The organism is Luteimonas salinilitoris (genome assembly GCF_041300785.1).
Lineage (GTDB): Bacteria > Pseudomonadota > Gammaproteobacteria > Xanthomonadales > Xanthomonadaceae > Luteimonas > Luteimonas salinilitoris.
In genome coordinates this window covers 32,619-50,471 of sequence record NZ_JBFWIB010000007.1, presented here as the reverse complement: position 1 = coordinate 50,471, position 17,853 = coordinate 32,619, and the positions used below count along the sequence as shown (strand labels likewise).

The 17,853-nt window shown below is 70.1% G+C and carries 15 protein-coding genes; 7 read left to right on the top strand and 8 right to left on the bottom strand.

Features of this window, described 5'->3' with window-relative positions; translation table 11 throughout:
* Positions 1-35: 35 nt before the first annotated feature.
* The 3 genes from AB5T46_RS12050 to AB5T46_RS12040 all read right to left on the bottom strand — a co-directional run bounded on the left by AB5T46_RS12050 (position 36) and on the right by AB5T46_RS12040 (position 3,337).
* Positions 36-1,091, bottom strand: a complete 1,056-nt coding sequence (locus AB5T46_RS12050) for a LysM peptidoglycan-binding domain-containing protein (protein ID WP_370564212.1) — start codon at positions 1,089-1,091, stop codon at positions 36-38.
* A 107-nt stretch (positions 1,092-1,198) separates the two neighbouring features.
* Positions 1,199-1,672 (bottom strand): hypothetical protein, encoded by a 474-nt coding sequence (locus AB5T46_RS12045; protein WP_370564210.1) that lies wholly within the window; start codon positions 1,670-1,672, stop codon positions 1,199-1,201.
* Between the two features lie 276 nt (positions 1,673-1,948).
* A complete protein-coding gene (locus AB5T46_RS12040) occupies positions 1,949-3,337 on the bottom strand; it encodes an OmpP1/FadL family transporter (protein WP_370564209.1) in 1,389 nt (462 codons plus the stop codon).
* Positions 3,338-3,553: 216 nt separating this feature from the next.
* Between AB5T46_RS12040 and AB5T46_RS12035 the strand changes: the two genes are divergently transcribed.
* The 3 genes from AB5T46_RS12035 to AB5T46_RS12025 all read left to right on the top strand — a co-directional run bounded on the left by AB5T46_RS12035 (position 3,554) and on the right by AB5T46_RS12025 (position 5,257).
* The gene (locus AB5T46_RS12035; RefSeq protein WP_370564208.1) at positions 3,554-4,246 is read left to right on the top strand and encodes a rhomboid family intramembrane serine protease; all 693 of its coding nucleotides are present in this window, start codon (positions 3,554-3,556) and stop codon (positions 4,244-4,246) included.
* A 144-nt stretch (positions 4,247-4,390) separates the two neighbouring features.
* Positions 4,391-4,711 carry a DUF1820 family protein gene (locus tag AB5T46_RS12030; RefSeq protein ID WP_370564207.1) on the top strand — a complete coding sequence of 107 codons (321 nt, stop codon included), beginning with the start codon at positions 4,391-4,393 and terminating at the stop codon, positions 4,709-4,711.
* 24 nt (positions 4,712-4,735) lie between these two features.
* Positions 4,736-5,257 (top strand): hypothetical protein, encoded by a 522-nt coding sequence (locus AB5T46_RS12025; RefSeq protein WP_370564206.1) that lies wholly within the window; start codon positions 4,736-4,738, stop codon positions 5,255-5,257.
* A gap of 143 nt (positions 5,258-5,400) precedes the next feature.
* Here AB5T46_RS12025 and AB5T46_RS12020 read toward each other — a convergent pair whose 3' ends face one another.
* The 3 genes from AB5T46_RS12020 to gpmI form a co-directional block, all read right to left on the bottom strand.
* Positions 5,401-6,930 carry a S41 family peptidase gene (locus AB5T46_RS12020; protein WP_370564205.1) on the bottom strand — a complete coding sequence of 510 codons (1,530 nt, stop codon included), beginning with the start codon at positions 6,928-6,930 and terminating at the stop codon, positions 5,401-5,403.
* A gap of 332 nt (positions 6,931-7,262) precedes the next feature.
* Positions 7,263-8,465, bottom strand: a complete 1,203-nt coding sequence (locus tag AB5T46_RS12015) for a murein hydrolase activator EnvC family protein (RefSeq protein WP_370564204.1) — start codon at positions 8,463-8,465, stop codon at positions 7,263-7,265.
* Between the two features lie 5 nt (positions 8,466-8,470).
* Positions 8,471-10,009, bottom strand: a complete 1,539-nt coding sequence (gpmI, locus tag AB5T46_RS12010; protein ID WP_370564203.1) for a 2,3-bisphosphoglycerate-independent phosphoglycerate mutase — start codon at positions 10,007-10,009, stop codon at positions 8,471-8,473.
* Between the two features lie 127 nt (positions 10,010-10,136).
* On the opposite strand from gpmI, the gene AB5T46_RS12005 reads away from it, so the two are divergent.
* On the top strand, positions 10,137-10,868 hold the full coding sequence (locus AB5T46_RS12005) for a DUF4097 family beta strand repeat-containing protein (protein ID WP_370564202.1): 732 nt from the start codon (positions 10,137-10,139) through the stop codon (positions 10,866-10,868).
* 131 nt (positions 10,869-10,999) lie between these two features.
* A complete protein-coding gene (locus AB5T46_RS12000; RefSeq protein ID WP_370564201.1) occupies positions 11,000-12,712 on the top strand; it encodes a M28 family metallopeptidase in 1,713 nt (570 codons plus the stop codon).
* Between the two features lie 149 nt (positions 12,713-12,861).
* On the opposite strand, the gene AB5T46_RS11995 is transcribed toward AB5T46_RS12000, so the two are convergent.
* Positions 12,862-13,353, bottom strand: coding sequence for an MgtC/SapB family protein (locus tag AB5T46_RS11995; protein ID WP_370564200.1), 492 nt, complete (start codon positions 13,351-13,353; stop codon positions 12,862-12,864).
* 25 nt (positions 13,354-13,378) lie between these two features.
* The gene (gene tyrS / locus AB5T46_RS11990; protein ID WP_370564199.1) at positions 13,379-14,605 is read right to left on the bottom strand and encodes a tyrosine--tRNA ligase; all 1,227 of its coding nucleotides are present in this window, start codon (positions 14,603-14,605) and stop codon (positions 13,379-13,381) included.
* Positions 14,606-14,795: 190 nt separating this feature from the next.
* Here tyrS and AB5T46_RS11985 point away from each other — a divergent pair, with 190 nt between their 5' ends.
* Positions 14,796-16,259 carry a M23 family metallopeptidase gene (locus tag AB5T46_RS11985; protein ID WP_370564198.1) on the top strand — a complete coding sequence of 488 codons (1,464 nt, stop codon included), beginning with the start codon at positions 14,796-14,798 and terminating at the stop codon, positions 16,257-16,259.
* A 148-nt stretch (positions 16,260-16,407) separates the two neighbouring features.
* Positions 16,408-17,607 (top strand): anhydro-N-acetylmuramic acid kinase, encoded by a 1,200-nt coding sequence (locus tag AB5T46_RS11980; RefSeq protein WP_370564196.1) that lies wholly within the window; start codon positions 16,408-16,410, stop codon positions 17,605-17,607.
* The last annotated feature ends 246 nt before the right edge of the window (positions 17,608-17,853 follow it).

The following is a 17,853-nucleotide window of genomic DNA, read 5'->3' as shown; positions in this document are numbered from 1 at the left end:
GGTTTCTTGTAGGAGGGGCAGGCGTGGAGTGAACCCTAGGGCTGCCCGAGCGAATCGCGCAGGGCGCGGTCCTCGGCCTCGAGCGCGGCGATCGCGTCGGCGCGCTCGTTGACGAAGCGGTTGGCGACGCCTTCCTGCACGGCGGTGGAGTTGCGGCTGAAGTGCGCCAGCTCGCCATCGGCGTTGCGGCGCCCGCGCTCGTCGTAGACGGCATCGATCACGGCGCGATCGAAACCCGGCTCCCAGTCCTGCAAGCCGGAGTCGCGCGCGCCGTCCACGGCGTTGGCGACGATGTTGCTGTTCGGGCCGTGCTGCACCGCCGTCGACCAGGCGACGTTCTGCAGCGCGCGCGAATGCTGGGCGAGATCCAGGCCGGGCGTGACCACGCTGCCGTCGGCCGCGGTGACGGTGGTGCGGGACTCGACCCGGTCGGCCTGCACGCCGTAGTGGGTGCGTTCGATGTAGTCGTGCTGCGCCTGCCCGAACGCCTCCGGCTCGCGCGCGGCGACCTCGCGCCAGGTCTGGCTGAAGGCCGCGGTGCCCGGCTGCTGACCGGCGAATTCGCCTGCCCAGGTGGCGCCCTCGTTGGCCAGGAATTCCTGCGGCCGGCCGGCCGCGGTCGACAGCTGGTAGCTGCCGTAGGACACGCCGCCGATATCGCCGTTCCCGGTCGAGACCGTGCCCGGCCCACGGCCGCCGGTCTCGTAGTGCGCCGACAGCGAACCGAGTTCCGGCTTGTCCTGCGGCCCCGGCACGCTCAGCACGTCGCCCGGATAGACGGTCTCCAGGTTGACGATGCCGTTGGCCAGCGCCAGGTTGCGCATCTCGACGCCGAAGGCGGTGGCGATGTCCTGCAGCGTCTGTCCCGGCTGCATGGCGTAGCAGACCGGGCCTTCGAGCTCGATCGGTTGCTGCGTGGCGATCGCCTCGGCGACCTCGCGCTGCGCCGCCGGATTGTCGAAGGCGCTGCCGGCCTCCAGGCTGGACTGGGACAGGCCGGAGGCCGGGGTGCCGTTCTGGATCGAAGAGGAATCGGAACCGCCGCTCGCGGTGGAATGACCGCCGGTGGAATCGACGCTGCTGCTGTCCATGACGACCTCGTCGCAATCGCAAGATGCGTCAGGAATACCGGTCTATCGCCGCCGTCGATACTGGGGCCGACCCCAGAATCGGCCGGCGGATGTCTCAAGCAGTGACGTCATTCACGGTTCCAGCAGGCCCGCGGCAGCGGCGGACAGTCCGTCAGCAGCTGCGGCGCGGCGGGGCGGAGATAGCGCCCGTCCAGCACGGTGCGCAGCGGGCAGTAGTCGAAATCGCCGCTCAGCGTTGCCTCCTCGCCGTCGAATGCGAGTTCCAGCGCGCGCGGCCGCTCCGCGAGTTCGCGCGCCTCGAAACCGAGATCGACGCTCTCGAACGGCACGAAGCCGGCGCGCAGGCGATCACCCTCCAGCCGGCCCTCGGCCACCGCGTAGCAGTCGGCGCCGGTCGCCGCGCCGTCGCCGGGATCGCCCGCGCCGTGCACCTCGACCCGATACATGCCCGCGCGTTCCGGCAGCGCGACTACCCGCAGCTCGGCGAGCGCGGGATCAGGCATGGCATAGACGCCCTCGACCGACGACGGCGCATCTGCCGCGGCGCAGCCGGCCAGCAGCAATACGGTTGCCGCCAGCACGCGAGGCGGCCATACGAAGCAAGAACACAGCACGGAAACGGCGAGTCGCATCGGCGGCAGTCCTGATCCTTGGGAACGCCATATCTCTATCACATTCCGTGATGACGTCCCGAAGCGCCGTCACAGGAGCAAAGCGGCACGGCCTCGTTTGGCGGAGCTTGCCCGGCTCTGCATGCGGGGCTACGGAGTTCGACCTGGAAGATGCAGGCGCATGCGCCGACAGCAACGAAAAAGCCCCGCCGGAGCGGGGCTTTTCGGATCGCATGACGCGGTGGATCAGAACCGGTACTGCGCCGAGACGCCGAACAGGTTGGCGCCGCCGTCGTAGCGGCCGGTCAGGCGCGAGCCGCTGCTGGAGACGATGTCGACCTCCGGGTCGTCGGCCATCTGGATGCGGGTGTAGGCCGCGCTGAGCTCGAACTGGTCCGAGGCCGCCCAGCTCAGGCCGATCGCGTACCAGTTGCGGTCCTGGTCGGGCATGCGCGGGGTGCGGTGCTGGAAGGCGATCGGCGACTCGTCGCGGCCGATGCCGCCGCGCAGGGTGAAGCGGTCGTTGATCGCGTACTCGGCGCCGATCGTATAGAACCAGCTGTCGTGCCAGTTGTAGTCCTCGGCCGAATCGGGCTGGGCCGGGTTCTCGAACTGGATGCGCACTTCCTCCATCGAATCCCAGCCGGTCAGCGAGGCCTCGGCCATCAACGAGAGCTGGTCGGTCGCCTGCCAGGTGCCGCTGAAGGTGTGGGTGCTCGGCAGCACCAGGCGCGCGCCGCCGCCGGTGTCGACGAACTGGCCGGTACCGGCGAGGATCGGAGCGACGTTCGACGGTACGGTAAAGTCGGCGCTGCCGCTGATCTCGTGCTTGATCTCGGAGCGGTAGGCATAGCCCAGCGACACGCGGTCGGTCGGGCGGAAGTTCAAGCCGCCGACGAAGCCGAGGTTGGTGTCGTCGCCCTCGATCGAGACGAAGCCGTCGTTCTTCTGCGGGCCGTACGGGCCGGTGACCGGATCGGGCTGGAAGCACAGCGGCTGGGTGGCCGGGTTGGCGCACAGCGAGCTGCCGAAGTCGATGGCGTTGGACAGGGTGACGTCGGCGCGCTCGATGACGGCGCCGAAACCGACCGAGAAGCGGTCGGTGATGTCGATGGCGGCCGAGAGCGTCAGGTCGACGATGCGCACGTCCGACTCGACCGCGTGATAGCGGCCGACCCAGTCGGCGTCGTACTCGGTCTTCAGGCCGAACGGCGCACTGACCATAGCGCCGAGGGTCAGGTACTCGAAGCGGTCGCTCAGCGGCAGGATGAAGGACATCGCCGGGACCGGCGTGATGTCGCCGGCATCGCCGCCGTCGCCGCCGGTCAGCGGCTGCTGCAGCGGACTGCCCGCTGCCGCGCTGCCGCCGCCGTTGAACTCGAACGACAGGTCGATCGCGGTGACGTCGCCCTGCACGGTCTTCTGCTCGAAGGTCGACATCAGCGCCGGGTTGTTGACGACCACGGAAGCGTCGCCCTTGGCGGAGGCCGAACCGGCCATGGCGCGGCCCTGGGCCTTGACGCTGTTTTCCCGGAGTTCGAACGCGGAGGCATGCGCCTGGCCGGCGGCCGCCAGCACGCCGGCGACGCCGAGCGCCAGGGCGGAAATCGTAAGGATGCGGGGATGGGTATGCATTGCTGGATAGTCTCCGATGACTTTTTTTGATTGTCGCGCCGCAACATGCGCGGACCTTGTCCCGGTCCTGCGCCCTGCATCGGAAGCCCTCCCGACCGCAGCGCCGGCCGCACTATACCGTACTGGAGCGTGTGGTCACGGGAAGCGCGGCACGAATCGCCGCCGGCCATGCTGAACGGGTATCGTTGCCGATTCGCGCACCCGGACCCGGCCGGCATGTTCGTATCCATTCCCACCCGCACGCAGCCCGGCTTCCGCTGGGCGACGCCGACGCTGTGCGTGCTGCTGTGGCTGGCCTATTTCTGGGCCAGCATGCGGCCGGACAGCGTGCAGCACGACCTGCTGCTGGAATGGGGCGCACTGAGCGGCGGCTTGTCGCCGACCGAGCTGTTGCGCTCCTGGTCGGAGGCCGAGCGCTGGCTGCGGTTGCTGAGCGCGCTGTTCCTGCACGCCGACTGGGCACACCTGGTCGGCAACCTGGTGTTCCTGCTGATCTTCGGGCTGCCGGCGGAGCGGGCGATGGGGCCGTGGCGGTTCCTGACGCTGTTCCTGCTCGGCGGCGCGTTCGCCAATTTCATCGCCGCACTCGCGATCGGAGCGCCGGACCGGCTGATCATCGGTGCCAGCGGCGCGGTCTCGGCGATCATCGGCGCCTATCTGGCGCTGTTTCCGCGGGCGCGGTTGGGCGTGGTGCTGCCGCTGGGGCTGTTTTTGGAGTTCGTGCGCGCGCCGGCGTCGCTGCTGATCGGCATCTGGGCGCTGCTGCAGGTGGTGTTCGCCTACATCGGTCCGGCCTTCGGCATGATCGCCTGGGCGGCGCACGCCGGCGGCTTCGTGTTCGGCGCGATGTTCGCGCTGGCCTCGCGCGGGGCGATCGCGCGGCGCCTGCGCAAACGGCAGGGGTACTGATTGAGAGCCGGGATTGGGGATTCGGGATTGGGGATTTGCAGGAGCGGGGCGGCGGCGGTTTCCCGGGCCGGCTGGCCTTTTCCAATCACGAATCACGCATGACCAATCACGGAGAATGACCAATCACGGGAATATAATCGGCCCATGACCAAGCCGCTCTACAAGATCAGCTTTCTCAGCCACGGCAAGATCTACGAGCTGTACGCGCGGCGTGTGCAAAGCGGCAGCCTGTGGGGCTTCACCGAGGTCGCGGACCTGGTGTTCGACGTGCACGACGGCGTGGTGGTGGACCCGACCGAGGAACGCCTGCGCGACGAGTTCGGCGCGACCCGGGTGCTGCATCTGCCGATGCAGAGCATCCTGCGCATCGAGGAAGTCGAGAAGAAGGGCCAGTCGGCGATCCGCGACGCCGGGTCCGGCGAGAAGGTCGTCACGCCGTTCCCGCTGCCCGCCAAGCCACGCTGACCCGCCCACCAGGACCAGACCGCCATGTCGATTCGCCGCACCATGTTCGCACTCGCGCTGGCCCTCCTGCCGCTCACCGGCTGCGAGCGCGGCCCGACGCCCGCGGCCGATGCCGAAGCGCCGCCCGCAGCGGCGCCGATCGCCCGCGGCGACAACGGCTTCGAGGTCGTCGTCACCCTGTCCGAAACCGCCGCCCGCGCCCTGGCCGCCACCGGCGAAAGCGTGATCGTGGCGGCCGACTACTTCGGCTATCCCACGGTCGCCGCGCAGCAGCGCGAGCTGCCGGGCACAGAGGATCCGTGGTTGACGCTGCACCGGCAGCAGGTCGAACTGGAAGGCGCCGGTACCGCCGAGTTTCCTTCGGTGGCGCTGGACCCGGCGCAGCTCGAACTGGTCGAACGCGGTCGTCCGCAGCTGCTGATCAACGTCTATTCCGGACGCCGCTCGTCGGAGGACAACCTGCTCGACTGCGGCACGTTCCAGGATGCGCTGTCGCTGGCGGTGCGCAACGGCGTCGCGATCGAGTGCAAGCTGATCGCGGAGTAGACCGACGGACGCATTCGCGGAGCGTTCCATCGCCCTCCGTCCCTGTAGAGCGGAGCTTGCTCCGCTGCTTTCCGCTCCGGAGCCTGGAGCAGCGGAGCAAGCTCCGCTCTACGGGAATCCCGTCCCGCGAAAGCGGGACGCGGCTACCGCGAAGACGTCCGCGCCGCGACCGGCGGCAGCAGCGGCTTCTTCAGTTCCGCCAGCGCGGCCTCGATCGGGCCGTCGCCGTCGAGCACGTCGCCGGCGTTGTCGCCGGGCAGGCCCTCCTCGTCGCCGCGCAGGTGCCGGGGCAGCGCCGCCTCGGAATAGTCGCGGGCGATGCCGGCGGGGCGGTTCTCCGGCTCCAGCACCACGTCCGGATCGATGCCGCGCGCCTGGATCGAGCGCCCGCTGGGCGTGTAGTAGCGGGCCGTGGTCAGCTTCACCGAGTCGCCGTTGTCCAGCGGCAACAGGGTCTGCACCGAACCCTTGCCGAAAGTGCGGCTGCCGACGATGCGTGCGCGGCCATTGTCGCGCAGCGCGCCGGCCAGCACCTCGGAGGCGCTGGCCGAACCGGCATCGACGATCACCACCACCGCCGCGCCGTCGAGCAGGTCGCCCGGCGTGGCCGAGAATTCGGCATCGCTGATGCTGATGCGACCGCGGGTGCTGACGATGGCGCCTTCGTCGAGCAGGTCGTCGGCGATCTGCACCGCCGAGGTGAGCAGGCCACCGGGATTGGTGCGCAGGTCCAGCACCAGGCCGCGCAACGGTCCTTTTTCCTGCAGCTCGCGCAGGGTGCGCTGGAAATCGGCGGCGGTGTCGACCTGGAACGCGCTGATGCGGATGTAACCGTAGCCGGGCTCCAGCAGCCGCCCGCGCACGCTGGCCACGATGATGGTTTCGCGCTCGACCGGGATCTCCAGCGGCTCCGGCGCGCCCTCGCGCAGCACGGTCAGCAGCACCGAGGTGCCGGGTTCGCCGCGCAGGGGGCCGGCGCCCTCGTGGCTGGACGGGGTGAACGTCTCCCCGTCGGCGGCGATGATGGTGTCGCCGCTGCGGATGCCGGCGCGCGCGGCCGGGGTGTCGTCGATCGGCGCCACCACGCGCAGGCTGCCTTCGGGCAGCTGCATTACCTCCACGCCGATGCCGCTGTAGGCGCCGGTGGTGCTCTCGTCGAAGGCCTCGGCGTCGTCGCGGTCGAGGTAGGCGCTGTGCGGATCGAGATCCAGCAGCAGGCCGCGGATCGCCGACTGCATCAGCTCGCGGTCCTCGACCGGGTCGACGTAGGCCTCCTTGACCGCGTTGTAGACCGCGACATAGCGCCGGATCTCCTGCAGCGGCACCCGGCTCGAGGCGTTTTCGACGGCATCGGGATCGGTGCCGGGCGCGACCGCGCGTGCCTGCTCGCGCTCGTCGGGCGGTGCAGTCGCGGGCGCCGGAGGATCCTGGGCGTCCGGCGACGATTCCGGTGCCTCTTCCTCGCCTTCCTGGGCAGCCGGCGGCGATGCGGCGGGCGCCGGTTGCCGTGCGTCCGGCGGCGGTGTCGCGGCATCGGACTCGTCGCCGGATTCCGGCGGCGACGGCAATGCCCGCGGTGGCGGCGCCGGCGCCGCGTCACCGGCGCGCTCCTGCGCATGCAGGGGCGCCAGCAACAGGACGGCGGCGGCGAAGGACAACAGGCAACGACGCATGAACGACTCCGGGGGAATGCAAGAGATTCAGACCGCGGGGTGCGGCGCGGGTTCGTCCGATTATGCATGCCGCCCCGGAAGAGGCGAGTAAACGGGTCGGAAACGGAATGTGCGATGTCATCCGCCGTTCCTTTCCAGGCGAACCGCGTTTGCGCCGTGCTGAATGGTCGAGCTGGCGGGCATTGTTCGCCCTTGTGGGAGCGCCCCTCCGGCAGTCATGGCTCCCGCACCACGGCTTTCACAGTCGCGCTTCCGTAATCGCTGCTCTCGTGGTCGCCGCTCGCGATCCGGCAGCGGCTCCTGGGCACGGCCCGCCGATATCCGGCGCCGATTCAGCGCTTTTGCAGCCAGGCCGCGGGATCGATCGGCTTGCCGTCGCGGCGCAGCTCAAAATACAGCGCCGGCTGCCCCTGCCCGCCGGAGTTGCCGACGGCGGCGACGGCGTCGCCGCGGCCGACCCGGTCGCCGACCTCGCGCAGCAGCGCGTCGTTGTGCGCATACAGGCTCATGTGGCCGTTGCCGTGATCGACGATCACGATCAGGCCGTAGCCGGTCATCCATTCGGCGAACACCACGGTGCCGTCGGCGACCGCCTGCACAGCGGTCCCGGCCGCCGCCGCGATCAGCACGCCGGAGCTGGCGCGACCGTCGGGCATCCGGCCGCCGAATCCTGCCAGCAGGTTGCCCGACAACGGCCAGCCCAGCCCGCCGACCCGGATCGGCGCGCCGCGCGCGACCTGCGCCGGCGCCCGGCGGCTGTCGCCGCCATCGCGTCGCGCGCGAGCGGCGGCGGCCCGTTCGGCGGCCGCCGCCCGCGCCGCGGCCTCGCGCAACTGCGCCAGCACGTGCTCGAGCCCCTTGGCGTCGCGGCCCAGTGCCCGCTCGCGCTCGCGGCGGTCGGCATGGCGCCGCTCGAGTTGCGCGACGGTGTCGGCGCGCTCGCCGCGCTCGCGTTCGAGTTCGGCCAACTGCTCGCGCTGGCGCTGCCTGGCCTCCGCCAACGCCGCGGTGCGCGCGTCGATCTCGTGCTCCACGGTGTCCAGTTCGGCCAGTTCGCCGCGCAGGGTGTCGATGCGTTCGGCGCGCTGGCGCTGCAGATAGCGGTGGTAGGTCAGCGCGCGGTTGGCATCGTCGACGCGGTCCTGCGCCAGCAGCAGCTTGAGCGCGGCGTGATCGCCGAGGGTGTGGGCCGCGCGCAGCAGCCCGGCCAGTTCCTCGCGCTGGGCGCCGAGGCGCTGCTGCAGTTCACTGCGGCGCGCACCGAGTTCGGCCAGCGCCAGTTCCTCGCGTTCGAGCAGGGCCTCGGTCTCGCGCAGCGCGCGGGTGGCGGTCGCGACCCGTTCGTCCGCGGCGCGCAACTGGCGCGTCGCCGTGCCGCGCTGGCCTTCGAGCCTGCGGCGCTCGGTGGCGACGCTTTCGAGTTCGCGCTTGACCCGCTCCAGCCGGCGCTCGGTCTCGCGCTGCTCCTGCGCCGCAGCCGGCGTCGCCGCCGTGGCCAATGCCACGGCGAGCACGACATGACGCAGGATCGTCATCGGGATCAGCGCGGCGGCAACAGCGACCGGCCGGTCATCTCCTGCGGCTGCTCCAGGCCGAGCAGGTCCAGGATGGTCGGCGCCAGGTCGCGCAGTGCGCCGTCGCCGCGCAGCCCGCCTTCACGGTCGCCGACGTAGATCAAGTCCACCGGCCCGACCGTGTGCGAGGTGTGCGGCTGCCCGGTTTCCGGATCGCGCATCATCTCGACGTTGCCGTGGTCGGCGGTCACCAGCACTTCGCCGCCCTTGGCGCGCGCCGCCTCCACCACTTCGCCCAACGCCCGGTCGACCGTCTCGACGGCGCGGATCGCGGCCTGCAGGTCGCCGGTATGGCCGACCATGTCGGGATTGGCGAAGTTGCAGATCACCACGTCGAACCGCTCCGAGCCGATCGCCTCGACCAGCCGCGACGTCACCTCGGGGCAGCTCATTTCCGGCTGCAGGTCGTAGGTGGCGACCTTCGGGCTCGGCACCAGGATGCGCTCCTCGCCGGCGTACGGCGCCTCGCGCCCGCCGCTGAAGAAGAAGGTCACGTGGGCGTACTTCTCTGTCTCGGCGATGCGCAGCTGGGTCAGGCCGTGCGCCGCCAGCACCTCGCCCAGGGTGTTGGGCAGGTGGTCGGGCGCGAAGGCGACCGGCGCCGGCAACGTGGCGTCGTACTCGGTCAGGCAGACGAAGCGCGCGAGCCGCGGCCGGCGCGCGTCGAAGCCGTCGAACTCCGGCGCGACGAACGCGGCGCTGATCTGGCGCGCGCGGTCGGCGCGGAAGTTCATGAACACGACGGCGTCGCCGTCGGCGATGCCTTCGGCGCCGTCGAGCACCGTCGGCAACACGAACTCGTCGTTCTCGTCGCGCGCGTAGGCGGCCTGCAGCGCGGCCAGTGCATCCGGCGCGCGCTCGCCCTGGGCCTCGACGATCGCGTCCCAGGCCTTGCGCACCCGCTCCCAGCGCTTGTCGCGGTCCATGGCGTAGTAGCGGCCGCCGACGCTGGCGATGCGGGCGTTGCCGAGCGCATCGCACTTCGCCTGCAGCGCGCCCAGGCTCTCGGCGGCCGAGCGCGGCGGCGTGTCGCGGCCGTCGAGGAAGGCGTGCACCGCGACCTTCGGCACCCCGCGCTGCGCCGCCAGCTCGAGCATGGCGAAGATCTGCGATTCGTGGCTGTGCACGCCGCCGGGCGAGAGCAGGCCGAGCAGGTGCAGGGTGCCGCCGCCGGAATTGGCCGCATCGCAGGCGGCGACCAGCTCGGCGTTGTCGAAGAAGCTGCGGTCCTCGATTGCGGCGTCGATCCGGGTCAGCTCCTGGTAGACGATGCGCCCGGCGCCGAGATTCATGTGCCCGACCTCGGAATTGCCCATCTGCCCGTCCGGCAGGCCGACGAAACGGCCCTCGGTATGGATCAGCGTGTGCGGATGCGCCTGGTACAGGCGGCGCCAGTTGGGGATCTCGGCCAACGCCAGGGCGTTGTCGCGCGGATCCTCGCGATGGCCCCAGCCATCGAGGATCAGCAGGATGACCGGTTTTGGACGTTTGACGGCTGCGGACACGACGATGGGCCCCGTGACTTCGGACAGATGCGATTGTAGCGAAGCCGGAGCATGCTGGCGGTCAAGCGGAAACCGTGCGCCCGGCGCCGGTATCCTTGCCCACCCGCCGCAACACGAGAGACGCATCATGGCCCGTCGCCCCGCCCGCCTCACCCTCGCGCTCCTGCTCGCCCTGGCCGCCGCACCGGCGCTCGCGGAGGGCGAGAACATCAGCAAGGTCAACGGCAGCGTGACCGCCGAGGCCGGCCGCGAGTACGGCGACCTGAGCACGGTCAACGGCAGCGTCCGCGTCGGCGACGGCGCCCGGATCGAGGACGCGGAGACCGTCAACGGCTCCATCCGCATCGGCGATCGCGTCGAGGCGCAGAATCTGGAGACGGTGAACGGCGGCATCACCCTCGGCCAGGGCGTCACCGCGCGCAGCATCACCACCGTCAGCGGCGGCGTGCGCACCGGTCGCGACGCCCGCATCGGCGGCGGCATCGAAACGGTGAACGGCAGCATCTTCGTCGACCGCGGCTCCACCGTCGCCGGAGGCGTCAGCACGGTGAACGGCGGCATCGGCCTGGTCGATACCGACCTCGAGGGCGGCATCGAGACCGTCAGCGGCGACGTCACCGTCGGCGTCGGCTCGCACGTGCGCGGCGGCTTGCGGATCCGCAAGCCGAACTCGAGCTGGTTCCTGATCAACGTCAGCAAGCGCAGGCCGCGCGTGGTCATCGGCCCCGACGCGGTGGTCGAAGGCGAACTGGTGTTCGAGCGCGAGGTGACCCTGTACGTGCACGAAAGCGCCAGCACCGGCCGCATCAGCGGCGCAGAGGCGGTGCGCTACTCGGGCGCGCGGGCGCCGCGCGAATAAAGCGAGGAACGAGAAACGAGGATTGAGAAACGAGTAAAAGCAGCAGGCCTGCTCTTACTCGTTTCTCGTTCCTCTCCACTCGTTCCTCGCTCTACCGTTAGAATCGCGGATTCCCGTCACGGAGATTCCGCATGCAACGACTCCTGCTGATCAGCCTGGCTGCCGCGCTGGCGCTGGCCGCCTGCGGCGGCGAACGCCCGGCCGACACCGCCGACGACGCGCCGCAGGCAGATGCCGCGCCCGCCGCCGATGCCCACGCGTTTTCTCCGGAGATCAACGAAGCCGATTTCCGCGAGCTGGTGAAGACCCTCGCCTCGGACGAGTTCGAGGGCCGCGCACCCGGCTCGCCCGGCGGCGAAAAGACCGTCGAGTACATCCGTGCCCAGTACGAGCGCCTCGGCCTGCAGCCGGGCGGCGAGGACGGCGGCTGGTACCAGACGGTGCCGATGGTCGAGACCACCGCCGACGAATCCACGGTGCTGCGCCTGGACAGCAGCGGCGAGGCGCGCGAACTGCAGTTCGGCACCGACATGGTGATCGGCACCCGCACCGGCGAGACGCAAGTGAACATCGACGACAGCGAGCTGGTGTTCGTCGGCTACGGCGTCGACGCGCCGGAGCAGGACTGGAACGACTACGCCGGCGTCGACGTCACCGGCAAGACCGTGGTCATCCTGGTCAACGATCCCGGTTTCCACGCCGGCGACGACAAGCTGTTCGAAGGCAACCGGATGACCTACTACGGACGCTGGACCTACAAGTACGAGGAAGCCGCGCGCAAGGGCGCCGCCGCCGCGCTGATCATCCACGACACCGAGGGCGCCTCCTACGGCTGGGACGTGGTCCGCAACTCCTGGTCGGGAGCGCAGTTCGACCTGCGCGCAGCGGACGATCCGGAGCCGCGCCTGCCGGCACAGGGCTGGATCACCGGCGAGGTCGCGCGGCAGCTGTTCGCCGACTCCGGTCTCGATCTGGACGAGATGTACCGCGCAGCCAACCGCCGCGGCTTCGAGGCGGTGCCGCTCGAGGCGACGCTGTCGGTCGACCTGAAGAGCACGGTGGCCGAGAAGTCATCGCGCAACGTCATCGGCGTGCTGCCCGGCAGCGAGCGCCCGGACGAAACGGTGATCTACATGGGCCACTGGGACCATCTCGGCGTGCACGAGAGCGACGACGGCACGCGCGAGATCTACAACGGCGCGGTCGACAACGCCACCGGCATCGCCGGCATCATCGAGATCGCGGGCCGCTTCACCGGCGAGGCGCCGGCGCCGAAGCGCTCGCTGGCGTTCCTGGCGGTGACGCTGGAGGAGTCGGGCCTGCTCGGCTCGAAGTACTACGTGGCGCACCCGACCTTCCCGATGAAGAAGACGGTCGCGGTGATCAACCTCGACGCCATGAGCGTGGCCGGCCCGTCGCGCGACTTCGTCGTCACCGGCAAGGGCAACTCCGAGCTCGAGGACATCCTCGAGACCTTCGCCGACGAGCAGCAGCGCGTGCTGGTGGAGGAAGGCAACCCGGCCGGCGGCTATTACTTCCGTTCCGACCATTTCAACTTCGCCAAGGCCGGCGTGCCCGCGCTCTATGCCAAGGGCGGCAACGACCTGGTCGAAGGCGGCACCGCGGCCGGCAAGGCCGCGACCGAGGACTACGCCTCGCGCTACCACCAGCCCGGCGACGTCTATCGCGAGGAGTGGAACCTGGCCGGCGTGATCCAGGACCTGGACGCCCTGTACGGCGTCGGCCGCGTGCTGGTCGACGACGGCGACCGCTGGCCGAACTGGTACGAAGGCAATCCGTTCAAGGCCGCGCGCGACGAGCGAGAAACGAGAAATGAGGAGTGAGAAACGAGTGAGGCTACGCTTCGACTCGTTGCTCGCTCCATAGTTTGCTTTTCACTGCAAAACGGCGCCCACGGGGCGCCGTTTTCGTACCTGCGCGAAGAAGCCCAACGAGTATGGAACGGGCCAGCACGGCGCCTTTCACTCGTTTCTCACTCCTCGCCCTTCGCAATGCCCACGCGCCGCTCGTGCCGGCGCTCCCAGAACGAAAGCGCCACCAGCACGAACAACGCCAGCGCGGTGGCCATCAGCGCCAGCAGGTAATAGTCCAGTCCCGCCGCCACGCCGATCGCCGCCACCATGAGCAGCGAGGCGGCGGTGGTGATGCCGGCGATCGTTTCGCCGCCGCGGCGGCTCTGGCTGAAGATCGTGCCGGCGCCGATGAACGCCACGCCGGCGATCACCGCCTCGACCAGGCGGAACGGATCGACCTGCAGGATCGCGGTCGCCTGCCCGCCGGCGCGCTCGACCACCGACAACTGGCCGATGCCGATCAGCAGCGCCGCCGCGCCGGCGACCAGCATGTGGGTGCGGAAGCCCGCCGGCCGTTGCTTGAGTTCGCGTTCGTAGCCGATCAAGCCGCCGAGTAGCATGGCATAGGCCATGCTGACGACGACGCCGAACTGCCCGGTGAAATCGTCCATGGCGCGCAGCTTCGCGCCGCTTCCGTCATGACGCGGTGATCAGACGTACCCGTGCAAAATTGCGCTTGCCGACCGCCAGCACGCCCTCGAACCCGGGCGCGAACACCTGCTGCGCGTCCTCGACCACCGTACCGTCCACCTTCACCGCACGCTCCTTGAGCTTGCGGTTGGCCTCGGAATTGCTGGGCGTGAGCCCGGCGGCGGTCAGCAGGGCGGCCACGCGCAGGCCTTCGGCCGGCACCGCCACCTCCTGCAGCGGCAGCAGCGCCGTGTCGCCCTGTCCGCGGACGGCGGCGTCCCAGCCGGCGATCGCGGTCGCGGCGGCGCCGGCATCGTGGAAACGCGCGGCCAGCTCCCGCGCCAGGCGCTGCTTGACGTCACGCGGATTAAGCTGGCCGGCCTCGACCTCCTGCCGCAGGCGCCGCGCCTCGTCCGCGCCGATCTCGAGGCTGAGCAGCTCGATCCACTTCCACATCAGCGCATCGCCGATCTTCATCGTCTTGTTGACGATGTCGATCGCGGGCTCGTCGATGCCGATATAGTTGCCCAGCGACTTGGACATCTTCTGCACGCCGTCCAGGCCCTCCAGCAGCGGCATCGTCAGCACCACCTGCGGCTTCTGGCCGTGCGCTTCCTGCAGGCCGCGGCCCATCAGCAGGTTGAACTTCTGGTCGGTGCCGCCGAGCTCGACGTCGGCCTCGAGCGCGACCGAGTCGTAGCCCTGCACCAGCGGATACAGGAACTCGTGAATCGCGATCGGCTGCCGGCCGGCATAGCGTTTGGCGAAATCGTCGCGCTCGAGCATGCGCGCGACGGTGTGCTGCGCCGCCAGCCGGATCATGTCGGCGGCATCCATCTTCCCGAACCACTCGGAGTTGAAGCGCACCTCGGTGCGCTCGCGGTCGAGCACCTTGAACACCTGCGCGGCGTAGGTCCCGGCGTTGGCCAGCACATCCTCGCGGGTGAGTGGCTTGCGGGTGACGTTCTTGCCGCTGGGGTCGCCGATCATGCCGGTGAAGTCGCCGATCAGGAAGATCACCGTATGGCCGAGGTCCTGGAACTGCCGCATCTTGTTCAGCAGCACGGTGTGGCCCAGGTGCAGGTCGGGCGCGGTGGGATCGAAGCCGGCCTTGATGCGCAGCGGCCGGTCCTGGCCCAGGCGCGCGCGCAGCTCCTCGGGCTTGAGGATCTCGTCCGCGCCGCGGGCGATCAGGTCGAAGGCGGTCTGCACGGAGGCAGGCGTGTCTGGCACGGCGAAGATCTCGCGGGTCGCGGAGCGGGCGCACACCTGAATGTGACCCAGTTCCTGAAAATGGGGTTAAGTCGATGTTAACTGGAACGTTCGTGAAAATTACGAGCCGGCTCAAGTATTTGACGCGTGCAGCTCACGTCATTATGTTACCTCGCTGACGCATCCTTCACGCCACCTTCCGGAAACGCACATGACGCCACCCGCCGCGGATGCCGACCGCAACCGTCTTGTCCGTCTTTCCAACCAGCAGGCCGTCGCCCAGCGCGCGGCGCAACTCTCGCAGCAGGTCCCGGCGTTCATCGAACGCAATGGCTTCAACGGCCGCTGGACGCGCCGGCATTGGGCGCATGCCAGCCTGTTCGCCACCCTCGGTGCGCTGGTGGTCACGCTGGTACCGGGCTTCTCCAGTGCGATGCAGACCACGCCGGTCCACGGACAGGCGCTGACCACGATGGCGCTGCCGTTGCCGCCGCTGCCGGCCCGGAAGGCCAAGCACGCGGAAGCGGCGCAATGGGAACTGGTCACGGTGCAATCCGGGCAGACGCTGGGCGCGATCTTCGCCGAGCTCGACATTCCCGCCGCCACCTTGCACCGGATCCTCGAACACCCTTCCGCGAAGGACGCGCTGGCACGGATCCGTCCCGGCACCGAACTCGGCTTCGACCTGCATGGCGACGGCGCGCTGCGGGGCTTCCGCTTCGATCGCGGCGACACCGAACGCGTGCAGCTGAGCCTGCGCGACGACAGGATCGACGAACGGGTGATCGAACGCCCGGTCGAAAAGCACACGACCGTGGTCACCGGCGAGATCAGCAATTCGCTGTACGGCTCGGCGCGCCAGGCCGGGCTGTCGCCGAAGGTCATCCATACCCTGACCGACGGCATCTTCCAGTACGACATCGACTTCTCCCGCGAGATCCAGCCCGGCGACCGCTACAGCGTGGTGATCGAGGAGCTGTGGCGCGAGGGCGAGAAGATCGGCAACGGCGACGTGCTGGCCGCGACCTTCACCACCGGCGGCAAGACTTATTCCGGCTTCCGCTTCGAGCGTGACGGCAAGGCCGAGTACTTCACCGCCGACGGCCGCCCGTTGAAGAAGAGCTTCCTGCGCATGCCGATCGAGTTCGCGCGGCTGAGCTCCAGGTTCGGCAACCGCCGGCATCCGGTGCTGGGCACGATGCGCATGCACAAGGGCGTCGACTACGCCGCCGGCAGCGGCACGCCGATCAAGGCCGCCGGTGATGCCCGGGTGCAGTTCAAGGGCAAGCAGCGCGGATACGGCAACGTCATCATCCTCGATCACGGCCGCGGCTACACCACCCTGTACGCGCACATGTCGCGCTTCGCCAACATCCGCCAGGGACAGCGGGTGCCGCAGGGCCAGGTGATCGGCTACGTCGGCGCCACCGGCCTGGCCACCGGTCCGCACCTGCACTACGAATTCCGCGTCAACGGCGCACATCGCAATCCGTTGTCGCAGACGATGCCGCCACCGGAGCCGCTGAAGGGCGCGGCGCTGGCGCAGTTCAAGGCGCAGGCGGCACCGGCGCTGGCGCGCATCCAGCAGGTCGAGACCCTGCGCTATGCGCAGCGGCCGCCCGCGCCCGGCCGCGAAGTCGCCGTGGCGCGCAAGCCGGGCGCCAAGCGCGGCTGAGGCGGCGCGCGGCGCGCCCATCTCGATCGCGATCCCCAACCGCGCGGGCTGCGGCGATTGCCGCAATCCGCAGCGGCGCGCGTCGTCAGCGTCGGCGCCTGGCCGCATACTTTCGCGCCCGAGTCCGCGGCGCTGAAGAAGAGCCCCCATGCCGACCACTCCCGCCTCGTCTCTGTACCTGGGCCTGATCTCCGGCACCAGCGCGGACGGCATCGACGCCGCGCTGGTCGACTTCGACGATGCCCGGCCGCAGCCGCGCCTGGCCTTCGGCCGCACCTATCCGTGGGAGCCGGCGCTGCGCGCGCGCCTGGTCGAACTCGGCCAAGGCGGCGCGCGGCTGGGCCTCGACGAGTTCGGCGAGCTCGACGTGCGCATCGGCCACGCGTTCGCCACCGCCGCGCTGCAGGCGCTCGCCGACAGCGGCACGCCCGCCGCCGCCGTCGCCGCGATCGGCTCGCACGGGCAGACGCTGCGGCATCGGCCGCACGGGCGCGCGGGCGACGGCGGCTTTCCGTTCACCCTGCAACTCGGCGACCCGTCCACCCTGGCCGAGCGTGCCGGCGCGACCGTCGTCGCCGACTTCCGTCGCCGCGACGTGGCCGCCGGCGGCCACGGCGCGCCGCTGTTGCCGGCGCTGCATGCGGCACTGCTGGCCTCCGCCGGGGAGTCGCGCGCGGTGCTCAATCTCGGCGGCATCGCCAACCTCACGCTGCTGCCGCGCGACGGCGAGGTGCGCGGCTTCGATACCGGGCCGGCCAACGGACTGATGGACGCCTGGTGCCTGCGCCGGACCGGCGCCGGATTCGACGCCGGCGGCACGTTCGCGGCCTCGGGTCGCATCGACCAGGCGCTGCTGGCGCGGTTGCTGGACGAGCCCTGGTTCGCGCTGCCGCCGCCGAAGTCGACCGGCCGCGACCAGTTCCATCTCGGCTGGCTGGAATCGCGCCTGGTGGGCTCCGAGGCACCGGCCGACGTGCAGGCGACCCTGCTCGCGCTCAGCGTCCGCACCATCGCCGATGCGCTGCAGGCGGCCCAGCCCGATACCGCGCGCGTGATCGCCTGCGGCGGCGGCGTCCACAATCCGGTGCTGATGGCGGCGCTGTCGGCGGCGCTGCCCGGCTGCATCGTGGAATCGAGCGCGGTGCACGGCCTAGACCCCGACTTCGTCGAAGCGATGGGCTTCGCCTGGCTGGCGCGGCAGACGCTGCTGGGGCGGCCCGGCAATCTGCCCGGCGTCACCGGCGCGGCGGGTCCGCGCGTCCTCGGCGGCATCTATCCCGCCGCGCCAGGCAGTTTTTTCCGCTGCAGCGAGGATTGGGCCGTCGCCACGGGTGCCGCCAATGAATAGGCCGCGCCAGGCAGCCCTTTCCGCCGCAGCGAGAATTGGCCCGTCGCCACGGGCGCCGCCAATGAATCGCCGCACCAGCCAGCCCTTTCCGCCGCGCTGATCGGGTCCATCGCCACGGGCGATGCAAATCGGCAGCCGGGCCCTTCGCGATGGGCAGCAAACATCAAGGGCTGGAGCGTGGGCGATTCATTGGCGGCACCCGTGGCGACGGGCCTTGTTTCACCGCGGCGGAAAGGGCTGCCTGGC

Bases quoted from the DNA above. Each gene is read 5' to 3' on its own strand.
- AB5T46_RS12000 (WP_370564201.1), top strand. From the start codon at position 11,000: ATGCAACGACTCCTGCTGATCAGCCTGGCTGCCGCGCTGGCGCTGGCC.
- AB5T46_RS12040 (WP_370564209.1), bottom strand. From the start codon at position 3,337: ATGCATACCCATCCCCGCATCCTTACGATTTCCGCCCTGGCGCTCGGC.
- AB5T46_RS12015 (WP_370564204.1), bottom strand. From the start codon at position 8,465: ATGACGATCCTGCGTCATGTCGTGCTCGCCGTGGCATTGGCCACGGCG.
- AB5T46_RS12005 (WP_370564202.1), top strand. From the start codon at position 10,137: ATGGCCCGTCGCCCCGCCCGCCTCACCCTCGCGCTCCTGCTCGCCCTG.
- AB5T46_RS11985 (WP_370564198.1), top strand. From the start codon at position 14,796: ATGACGCCACCCGCCGCGGATGCCGACCGCAACCGTCTTGTCCGTCTT.
- AB5T46_RS12020 (WP_370564205.1), bottom strand. From the start codon at position 6,930: ATGCGTCGTTGCCTGTTGTCCTTCGCCGCCGCCGTCCTGTTGCTGGCG.
- AB5T46_RS12030 (WP_370564207.1), top strand. From the start codon at position 4,391: ATGACCAAGCCGCTCTACAAGATCAGCTTTCTCAGCCACGGCAAGATC.
- AB5T46_RS12050 (WP_370564212.1), bottom strand. From the start codon at position 1,091: ATGGACAGCAGCAGCGTCGATTCCACCGGCGGTCATTCCACCGCGAGC.
- AB5T46_RS11980 (WP_370564196.1), top strand. From the start codon at position 16,408: ATGCCGACCACTCCCGCCTCGTCTCTGTACCTGGGCCTGATCTCCGGC.
- AB5T46_RS12025 (WP_370564206.1), top strand. From the start codon at position 4,736: ATGTCGATTCGCCGCACCATGTTCGCACTCGCGCTGGCCCTCCTGCCG.
- AB5T46_RS12035 (WP_370564208.1), top strand. From the start codon at position 3,554: ATGTTCGTATCCATTCCCACCCGCACGCAGCCCGGCTTCCGCTGGGCG.
- AB5T46_RS11995 (WP_370564200.1), bottom strand. From the start codon at position 13,353: ATGGACGATTTCACCGGGCAGTTCGGCGTCGTCGTCAGCATGGCCTAT.